The organism is Tardiphaga sp. (genome assembly GCF_025356345.1).
Lineage (GTDB): Bacteria > Pseudomonadota > Alphaproteobacteria > Rhizobiales > Xanthobacteraceae > Tardiphaga.
This window is the reverse complement of the sequence record NZ_JANXTC010000286.1, coordinates 1-9,546: the sequence shown is the minus strand read 5'-3', so window position 1 is coordinate 9,546 and position 9,546 is coordinate 1. Positions and strand designations below refer to the sequence as shown.

Below are 9,546 nucleotides of genomic sequence, written 5' to 3'. Positions count from 1 at the left end.
GGAGCCTTCACAGCGGCGACCTTGAGGCCGCCACGGAGACGGTTCACGACCAGCGTGGCCAAAGCCTCGCCTTCGACGTCTTCGGCCACGATCACCAGCGGCTTGCCGGTCTGCACGACGGCTTCGAGCAGCGGCAGCATTTCGTTGAGGTTGGAGAGCTTCTTCTCGTTGATCAGGATGTAGGCATCGTCGAACTCGACGCGCATCTTGTCAGCGTTGGTGACGAAGTAGGGGGAGATGTAGCCGCGGTCGAACTGCATGCCTTCGACGACGTCGAGCTCGGTCTCGAGCGACTTGGCTTCTTCAACCGTGATGACGCCCTCGTTGCCGACCTTCTTCATCGCGTCGGCGAGGAACTTGCCGATTTCGCTGTCGCCATTGGCGGAGATGGTGCCGACCTGGGCGATCTCTTCGTTCGAGGTGACCTTCTTGGAGTTCTTGACGAGATCAGCAACCACGGCTTCCACAGCCAGGTCGATGCCGCGCTTCAGATCCATCGGGTTCATGCCGGCGGCAACCGACTTGGCGCCTTCACGGACGATGGCCTGGGCGAGCACGGTCGCGGTGGTGGTGCCGTCGCCGGCGAGATCGGCCGACTTCGAGGCCACTTCACGGACCATCTGGGCGCCCATGTTCTCGAACTTGTCTTCAAGCTCGATTTCCTTGGCGACGGTGACGCCGTCCTTGGTGATGCGGGGCGCGCCGAACGACTTGTCGAGCACGACGTTGCGGCCCTTGGGGCCGAGCGTCACCTTGACGGCGTTGGCGAGAATGTCGACGCCGCGCAGCATCTTGTCGCGGGCATCAACGCCGAATTTGACTTCTTTGGCTGACATGTTTTGCTTCCTGAATGATTGAATGGGCTTGGCGAAAAGGCGCTTAAGCGGCCTTCTTCTTGGCGGTCGGGAAGTCGGTCAGGACGCCCATGATGTCGCTTTCCTTCATGATCAGCAGGTCCTGGCCATCGATCTTGACCTCGGTGCCGGACCACTTGCCGAACAGGACGCGCTCGCCGACCTTGAGGTCGATCGGGATCAGCTTGCCGGCTTCGTCACGGCCGCCGGGACCGACGGAGACGATCTCGCCCTGCGAGGGCTTCTCTTTGGCGCTATCCGGGATAATGATGCCGCCAGCGGACTTCTCTTCGGCGTCGATACGCTTGACCACAACGCGATCGTGCAGCGGACGGAATTTCATGCAGTCCTCCTAAGTTTCTGAAGATGTTCGATATTTAGAATTTTGGCAGTCGATGCCGACAAGTGCCAGCCCGACTGGTCCGGAGATAGGCCGAACGTTCCCGCTCGGCAAGCCCTTCTAGCAGAATTTTTGGCACTCCAATATGACGGCTGCCAACGCCGGGAATGATGGTTAATCGGCCCCGGCACGCCCTGTTAGCACTTGCGGTAAGCCGCTGCCAACGCTGACCTTTCAACACATTGTTAAACTTTTAAGCTTGTGATGGGCGGGTTGCTTGCGTCACAATTCATACATCGCGTCGTCATGGCGAAGTGGAATCCGGTTCGCGGCAAGACAGCGCGGTCAAAGGAGCGAAGAACGTATTCGACATCAACCGTTAGCCACTTGTGCCGAATGCGCTCTGTCCATGGAGGTTGGCATGGTCTCGAGAAGTGCGGTTTCTGACGATTTCAGGAAGCAGGTGCTTGGCTACGGGCTGACGACGGCGCAGATTTTTTACCGGATGCCGGATCATCCCTCTTTGCTGCAAAGCTATCTCTGGCAGGATTACGACCTGTTCCCGAAATTCCCCGCGTTGAAGGATTTTCTGGCGTTCTGGGAAAAATCGCTCGATGGGCCGCTGTTTTCCGTCACGGTCGCGCATTCCAAGCTGATCAAGCCGGCCGAATTGCGCGCCATCGACGGCGTGTTCCGGCTGCACTGAAAGTCTCGGGAAGCACGGGTGGGGTGATCGACGGTTTCGCCGGCAGGCTAGGGCCGTCGCCGCGCCTCGTTCCGATGCGGCGCGGCCAGATGGCGGTGTTGCGCGGAAGCAGTCCGGCTAGTTGAGCTTCACGGTGATGGGCCGCGGCGCTCCCTTTGTGGGGCCGTCGAACATCAGCAGCACGCGCATGCGCTGATCGTCCCCGTCGAGCGGCAACAGCGCCTCCGGCTTCACTTTTTTGCCGTAGCCCTCGAGATCGACCAGTCGATTCAAACGGTTTTCGCCATCCCATGAATAAATGGAGTAATCGCCGGTCTTGATTTTGGTCCCTTCGGGTGGATCGTTGACCGGCCCGGCCAGCACCAGAAAACCGTTGCCGTATCGGGCGAGGTCACGAACGCCTCGTGGGTTGCCGAGCGTGTCGTTCTGCAGCGCCAAGCGATGCAGCTTTGGATCGGCCGGTTGCCCTTCAAACACGGCCGGCGCGGCGACCGACAAGATCGCGGCATCCGATCCGAGGACCGGCCCGCGCATCCCGATATATAGCCGCCGGTCGCGCACCGCGAGGCCCTCGATCGTCAAGCCGTTGTCGGCAAGCGCCTGATCATAGGCGCGGGCAATCTCGGGCTGGGACTGCAACACAACCGTCAGGCTGGATGGCTGGACGTCGGCCTTGCCGCGCAATTTGCCGGTCTGCATGTCGACGGCGGCAGCGCGGAGCGTGATACGAAAAATCTGCCTTGTCGCCGCGGCCCTGGCGTTGACCTTCGCTTCTTTCGCCTGATCGGGTTCGTGACGTGCTCTTCCATGCGAGCCGACCACATAGAAGCTGCCATCCTCAAAGGCGACGGCTTCGGCATCGAGCTCCAGCGGCTTGCCGCGGTATTGCGTATCGGTCAGTTTGATGAAATCGCCGGCGACCAGCTTGCCGTCGCCGAGCACGACAATCTGCGCGCCCTGCGTCTCGTCATCGGCAACGATGCAAATCCGTGGAAAAGTCACGTCGCGATCGCAGGCAATGCCGCTGACATCGGTCGATTTTTCCACCTCCGATGATGGCTCGGCCTTGCCGAGAAGTTTTCCATGGACCTTCCACGTCGCTGCGTCCCGAGCTGCGACCGAGGCCGGATGGATGGCCAGCAGACACGCCACGGCGACAATCAGTCGGGGAAGTGCGCCCCTGAACGTGCGGCCGATGCCGCTGTCGGGACTGTTCGTGGAAAGGCTGCGATATACCGCGGGCTGCGATCGGTTCATTGGTGCACCCATGTACTCGTCGGCGACAACCAGATGAGGGATGATGTCCGAGCTTTGAACGACGTGCAAGTTCAGGTTGAGTCTGCGATTGCGAAATGGCTGTTGTTGCACCGCAAGGTAGATCGCTTCGGCATGCCCGGCGGTTGCGCGGTGTCGCAGGGCGCAATGCTCCGGACCAATTGCTGCGCTCATGAACTACGGCTACGCTTGAGGCCATGCGCGATCGGCATCCGGCATCGCGCTGCGGAATGGGAATAAGCGCATGGCGAAGCGATTGGTTGCATCGAGGGCTGGCAAAGCCGCCGCGCCGAAACCGGCCACGCGCAAGCCGATCGCCAAAGCCACCGCCGCAAGAGCGGCCGCGAGCGCCAAGCCCGCACGTCGTCGGCAGCGCATTGCCATCAGCCACTACCGCGAAGAGGATTTCGCCGCCGACGGCCTTCGTGCCTATGCGAAATACCGCGATCTCGGGATCGCCGAGGCCACCGCCGGACTGGCGCAGGCGCATGTAATCCGGCTGGTCGGCGAATGCGATCCGGCGGAGGTCTCCAAGCTTCACTATCATGATGCCGAATTCCAGATGATCTATGTGCTGAACGGCTGGGTGAAGACCTATATCGACGGCGAAGGTGAAACCGTGATGCGGCAGGGCAGTTGCTGGACCCAGCCGCCGCGGGTCAAGCATCTGATCCGCGATTACTCCGACAATTGCGAATTGCTGGAAGTGATTCTGCCGGCGCAGTTCCGGACCGTCGAGGTCAAGGCGTAAGCAGGCCGACGATCGCGCCCATCAGGCAGGTTGTCAGCGTGCCCGAGACGATCGACTTCAGTCCCAGCGCGTTGATCTCGTCGCGGCGCTCCGGCGCCATGGTGCCGAGGCCGCCGATCATGATGCCGAGGCTGGCGAAATTGGCAAAGCCGCATAGCGCATACAGCATGATCAGCCGCGAGCGCGGGTCGAGCGTGTCGGGTGGCAGCCCGGCGAATTGCAGATAGGCGATCAACTCGTTGAGCACCGTCTTGACGCCCATCAGGGCGCCGGCGGTCAGCGCCTGATCCCATGGCAGGCCCATCAGCCAACACACCGGCGCCATGGCGTAGCCGAGCAGGCGCTGCAGCGAGATCGAGGCGCCGCCGATCATCGGCAGCGCGCCGAGCACGGCGTTGACGAGGTACATCAACGCCACCAGCACCAGCAGCAGGGCGACGATGTTGACCAGCAGGACAATGCCGGCGCTGGTACCCCTGACGATGGCGTCCATGGTGCTGGTCGCCTGGGTTTCCGGATCGGCCAGCGTGCCGCCGGTGCGGCGGGGTTCGGTTTCCGGCAGCATGATCAGGCTGACGAGAATCGCGGCCGGCGCCGACAGCACCGACGCGATGACGAAATGCGCGGATGCATCGGGAATCAGCGGCGACAGGAAGGTCGCATACAGCACCAGCACGGTGCCGGCGATGCCAGCCATGCCGCCGGTCATCACCAGGAACAATTCGCTGCGCGTCAACTGCTTCAGATAGGGCCGGATGAACAGCGGCGCCTCGACCATGCCGAGGAAGATGTTGGCGGCGGTCGATAGCCCAACGGCGCCGCCGACGCCGAGCGTGCGCTCCAGTAGCCAGGCCATGCCGCGCACGATGGGCGGCAGGATGCCCCAGTGAAACAGCAGCGTGGTCAGCACGCTGATCACCAGCACCACCGGCAGCGCCTGCAGCGCGAGCACGAAATCGGCGCCGGGCGCCTTGAGGTCGAATGGCAGCGCGGCGCCGCCGAGATAGCCGAACACGAAGGAAGTGCCGGCGCGCGAGGCCGCGGCGATCAGGCCGACGACGTCATTGATCGTACCAAAGCCATGCGCGACGACCGGCAGCTTCAGCAGGATGATGGCGGTGAGCAAAGTAGCGGCGAGACCGATCGCGGCTTGCCTGAGAGAGACTGCGCGGCGATTTTCACCAAACGCCCAGGCGGTGCCAAGCAGCGCGAGCACGCCAAACGCCGATTGCAGTTGCAGCATGAATCCCCCGAAGCCATGGCGATAATGCCGGGGCGATGGAGGCCATGCAATGTCGGTGCCGGCCGTCATTGCGAGGAGCGCTTGCGACGAAGCAATCCCGTGTTTTCTTTTTAACCCTCTGGATTGCCGCGTCGCTCAGCTAAGGGGAAAGCTGGTGAGCCAACTTCCCGTGACCTCGCCGTGGCCTGGAAAGGCCCGCGCGCAATTACGTGTCCCGGACGCGATGCGGCATCCTTATGCCGCTTCGCAGAGCCGGGACCGCACCAGACGCTGTCGCCTGGTGTGGCCTCGGCTCAGCGAAGCAATACTTCGTATTGCATCGCGGTATTGCATCGCGTCCGGGGCAAGACAGGTTTCAGCCCCGCCCGACGAACGGCATCTTCGTCGCCATCACCGTCATGAACAGCACGTTGGCGTCCAGCGGCAGGCCGGCCATGTAGGCGACGGCGTCGCCGACCGCCTTGGAGTCCATGCGCGGCTCCTGCTTCTGGGTGCCGTCCGGCTGCATCACGCCGGGGCCGTTGACCATGCGGTCGGTCATCGGCGTGGCGGCATTGCCGATGTCGACCTGGCCGACCGCGATGTCATAGGCGCGACCATCGAGGTTGCTGGCCTTGGTCAGGCCGGTGATGGCGTGCTTGGTCGAGGTATAGGCGGCGGAGAACGGCCGCGGCGCATGCGCCGAGATCGAGCCATTGTTGATGATGCGGCCGCCGCGCGGGGTCTGGTCCTTCATGATGCGGAAGGCGTGCTGCGTACACAGGAACGGCGCCGTCAGATTGGTGTTCACCACCGCCTGCCACTGGTCGAGCGCCAGATCCTCGAACTTCACCGGCGGCGCGCCCATGCCGGCATTGTTGAACAGCACGTCGAGCCGGCCAAAATGATCCATGGTCTTGGCGAACAACGCGGCGATCGAGGCGGGGTCGGCCATGTCGGCGGGAACCGGCAGGCTGTGGCCGATGCCTTCGCCAAGCTTCTGCGTCTCCTGCAGCATCTCGAGGCGGCGGCCGGCGAGCACCACGGTGAAGCCGATTTTCATCAGCGCCAGCGAGGCGGCGCGGCCGACGCCGGTGCTGGCGCCGGTGACGATGGCGATCTTGGTCTCGGTCATCTGTTTCTTCCCTGGTTTTTTAAGGTAGGTCGCGGCGCATGAACCGCGCGTGTTGGTCGTAGCTTCGCAGTTGGTGGTCAAGTCCGGATTCGGACACGATCTCAAATCCCTGTCGCTGCCAAAAATGAACTGAATTGTTGACCGCAACAAGCGTCATGTTTGGCAGTTGCAGGTGTGTGGCATGCGTCACCAATTTGGCGACGATGTAAGCCGCCGCGCCGGTGCGGCGGGCTTCGGGCAGCAACGCGAGATCATGGATGTAATAGGTTGTCGGCCGCGACGCCGGCGCGCCGAGCCGCGCATTCAGTTTCGGCGGCTGCATGAAATGCCAGGGATGGCTGATGACATAGCCGATCAGTGCATCATCGTGCCGCAGCATGAAACATCCGGCGCAATGCACGGCAAGGCGATCGGCGAACACGGCGGCGTCTTCGGGGTAGGTTGGATGGATACGATCGGCGAGCAGCTTCACTGCCGGCAGATCGATCGCTGTCATCGCGCGCCAGTGCAGGGAGGCTATTATCATCGGCGTGGTCGTCGTCAGCTTTCGGTCTTGTAGGGCGGTCGCGGAATATTCTGGTGGGCGGCGCGCAGCGCCGCTGACCAGCGCGAGCGCAAATCGTGGAAATAGGGCTCGCCCGCCTCGATGCGGTGGTTCAGATCGGCGTCGCAGACATCGGTGCGCACCACCAGCACGTCGATCGGCAGACCGACGCCGAGGTTGGAGCGCATCGTCGAATCCATCGAGATCAGCCCGGTCTTCAGCGCTTCATAAAGTTCGACATCGAAATGCATGGCGCGGTCAAGCACCGGCTTGCCGTATTTGTGCTCGCCGATCTGCAGATAGGGCGTGTCGGTGGTGCATTCGATGAAATTGCCGGCCGGATAGATCATGAACAGCCGCATCTTGCCGCCCTTGATCTGGCCGCCGAACAGGAACGAGACGTTGAAATTGATGTCCTCGGATTCGAGCGCCTCGCCCTCGGTGGCGTTGACGTGCCGGATCGCGCGGCCGATGCGCTGCGCCGCCTGGAACATGGTCGGCGCGTTCAGCAATGTCTCGCGCGTGCCGGTCTTGGGGTCCTCGAAGCCCTCGCTCAGGGTCGACAGGACCGACTGGCTGATCGCCAGATTGCCGGCGGAGGCCACCGCCATGATGCGGTCGCCGGGCTGGTTGAAGACATGCAGCTTGCGGAAGGTGGAGACGTTGTCGAGCCCGGCATTGGTGCGCGTGTCCGCGATCATCACCAGGCCGTCTTTCACCAGAATTCCGCAACAATAGGTCATCGACAGTCCCTTAATCAGGGAAGCGTCTTACGCGCTGGACCGGGTGGCGGCAACCGCCACGGCGCGGTTCAGGATTGCGACTGCGACTGGCTCTGCCACGGCTGCCGGCCGGCCTGATCGACCGTTACCGAAACGGTCAGGGTTTCCATGCCGCCGCCATAGCGGGTACCGCGCACCGGGGCGGCGCCGAGGTAATCGAGGCCGATGGCAACGCGGGCATGGGCGTCGGTGGTGCAGATCGCATTGGCCGGATCGAAGCCGACCCAGCCGAGATCGGGGACGAAGGCCTCGGCCCAGGCGTGGCCAGCCTGCTGGTTGACCATGCCGTCGGCGCGCAAAAAATGACCCGCGACGAAGCGGCTGGGTACGCCGGCGGACCGGGCGCAGGCAATGAAGATATGGGCGTAGTCCTGGCACACCCCGCGCTTGCCGGTGAAGGCCTCGATGGCCGAGGTGCCGGTATTGGTGGGGTCGCCGTCGAAGGTCATGTGCTCGTTGATCGCCATCATCAACGCATGCAGGAAGCCGAGCACGTCGGTCTCGGACCGCGGATCAAGTGCCCTGGCAAAAGCCACCATGGCCGGGTTGGCTTCGGTCAGTTCGGTCTGGCGCAGGAAGAAGCTCGGCGGAAAGCGTTCGTCGGTGCCCTTCAGCACGCCGCCGGTATCCTGGGTTTCGATCAGCCCTTCGACATTGATGGTGAGGTCGGCGATTGGGCCGTGGGTCAGCACGTGGGTGACGTTGCCATAGGCATCTTCGTGCAGATCGAGCCGGGCATCGGTTGAAATATCAATCTGCCACTCGGCGACGTATTGGCCGTCGTGGCTGCCGGGCGTCATGCGCAGGATCTGGATCACGCCCGACGCCGGCGGCTCGTAGCGATAGGTCGTGGTATGGGCGATACGAAGGCGCATGATAATTACTCGTCATTCCAGGGCGAGAGCGCGAAGCGCGAGCGAACCCGGAATCTCCACTGATTTATTTGACCATTTTTCCCGCCACTCCAATGGAAGTGGCTGAGGCTCGCGTTCGGCTGACGCCGTCCGCGCCCCGGAAGGACAGTCTAATCATATCAAATATTGTTTGGCGATGATTTCGCCCAGCCGGCTGTTGTCCGCGATGAATTCCTGGATGAATTCGTGCAGGCCGTGCTGAAAAATGTCCTGCATGTTGCTGTGCTCAAGACGGTTGCGGACGCCGCGGGCATGGCGCTGGGCGGCGCCCTGGCGGCCATAGGATACGCCGATCTGGTCGAGATTGCGGACGAGGTTGCCATAGCAGCTGGCCAGCGAGCGCGGCAGCGTGTCGTTGAGGATCAGCAGATCGGCGATCAACCACGGCTTCAGCGTTTCGCGGTAGACCCAGTGATAGGCCGTCAGCGCCGACACCGAGCGCAGGATCGAGGTCCACTGGTAGTAATCCAGCGGGCCGCCGACATGCTCGTCCTCGGGCAGCAGCAGATGATACTTGACGTCGAGAATGCGCGCGGTGTTGTCGGCGCGCTCCAGATGCAGGCCGAGGCGGGAGAACCAGTAGGGGTCGTTGCGCAACATGGTGCGGTAGGCCGAGCCGTCGAAGCGTAGCGAAGTCTCCTGCACGAAACGCAGGAAGCGCGCCAGTTGCTCGCGGGTCTTGGTGCCGCCGCTCCAGACTTCCTGCAGCTCGATCCAGGCGCCGTTGATGGTGTCCCACATCTCGCCGGTCAGCGCGGTGCGCACCGAGCGCGAATTCAGTCGTGCGTTCTCGATGCAGTTGCGGATCGAGGACGGGTTGGCGGTGGAGAAGGACAGATATTCGACGACGTTCCTTTCGTCGGCTTCCTCGTAGATCTCGTAGAACGCCGCCGAGACGCCGGCGGTCAACAGCGCCGAGTCCCATTCATTGGTCTGGCCGATATAGGTGTTGGGCAGCGCGGTGACGCGCAACGTCGCCTCGATGGTGCGCGCCAGATATTCGGCGCGTTCGACATAGCGGGC

At 62.7% G+C, this 9,546-nt stretch carries 11 protein-coding genes; 2 read left to right on the top strand and 9 right to left on the bottom strand.

Annotated features, from left to right (window positions below; translation table 11 throughout):
* Together groEL and Q0S16_RS17685 are read right to left on the bottom strand one after the other, a co-directional pair.
* Nucleotides 1-836, bottom strand: an 836-nt coding sequence (gene groEL, locus Q0S16_RS17690) for a chaperonin GroEL (protein WP_295850711.1), incomplete at its 3' end; no start/stop codon positions are given.
* 43 nt (nt 837-879) lie between these two features.
* Nucleotides 880-1,197, bottom strand: a complete 318-nt coding sequence (locus Q0S16_RS17685) for a co-chaperone GroES (protein WP_295850710.1) — start codon at nt 1,195-1,197, stop codon at nt 880-882.
* A gap of 418 nt (nt 1,198-1,615) precedes the next feature.
* Between Q0S16_RS17685 and Q0S16_RS17680 the strand changes: the two genes are divergently transcribed.
* Nucleotides 1,616-1,900, top strand: a complete 285-nt coding sequence (locus Q0S16_RS17680; protein ID WP_295850709.1) for an usg protein — start codon at nt 1,616-1,618, stop codon at nt 1,898-1,900.
* A 117-nt stretch (nt 1,901-2,017) separates the two neighbouring features.
* Here Q0S16_RS17680 and Q0S16_RS17675 read toward each other — a convergent pair whose 3' ends face one another.
* On the bottom strand, nt 2,018-3,349 hold the full coding sequence (locus Q0S16_RS17675) for a DUF3616 domain-containing protein (protein WP_295850704.1): 1,332 nt from the start codon (nt 3,347-3,349) through the stop codon (nt 2,018-2,020).
* Between the two features lie 70 nt (nt 3,350-3,419).
* Here Q0S16_RS17675 and Q0S16_RS17670 point away from each other — a divergent pair, with 70 nt between their 5' ends.
* Nucleotides 3,420-3,926 (top strand): cupin domain-containing protein, encoded by a 507-nt coding sequence (locus Q0S16_RS17670; protein WP_295850702.1) that lies wholly within the window; start codon nt 3,420-3,422, stop codon nt 3,924-3,926.
* Here Q0S16_RS17670 and Q0S16_RS17665 read toward each other — a convergent pair.
* The 6 genes from Q0S16_RS17665 to Q0S16_RS17640 form a co-directional block, all read right to left on the bottom strand.
* Nucleotides 3,916-5,169: a nucleoside transporter C-terminal domain-containing protein gene (locus tag Q0S16_RS17665; RefSeq protein ID WP_295850700.1), complete on the bottom strand. Its 1,254-nt coding sequence runs from the start codon at nt 5,167-5,169 to the stop codon at nt 3,916-3,918. The genes Q0S16_RS17670 and Q0S16_RS17665 overlap by 11 nt on opposite strands.
* A gap of 355 nt (nt 5,170-5,524) precedes the next feature.
* Nucleotides 5,525-6,283, bottom strand: a complete 759-nt coding sequence (locus Q0S16_RS17660) for an SDR family oxidoreductase (protein WP_295850698.1) — start codon at nt 6,281-6,283, stop codon at nt 5,525-5,527.
* 19 nt (nt 6,284-6,302) lie between these two features.
* Nucleotides 6,303-6,809: a GNAT family N-acetyltransferase gene (locus Q0S16_RS17655; protein WP_295850695.1), complete on the bottom strand. Its 507-nt coding sequence runs from the start codon at nt 6,807-6,809 to the stop codon at nt 6,303-6,305.
* A gap of 14 nt (nt 6,810-6,823) precedes the next feature.
* Nucleotides 6,824-7,570, bottom strand: coding sequence for a proteasome-type protease (locus Q0S16_RS17650; protein WP_295850693.1), 747 nt, complete (start codon nt 7,568-7,570; stop codon nt 6,824-6,826).
* Between the two features lie 68 nt (nt 7,571-7,638).
* Complete coding sequence (locus Q0S16_RS17645) at nt 7,639-8,484, bottom strand: transglutaminase family protein (protein WP_295850691.1); 846 nt, start codon at nt 8,482-8,484, stop codon at nt 7,639-7,641.
* A gap of 153 nt (nt 8,485-8,637) precedes the next feature.
* On the bottom strand, nt 8,638-9,546 hold a 909-nt coding region (locus Q0S16_RS17640; protein WP_295850689.1), incomplete at its 5' end, for an alpha-E domain-containing protein.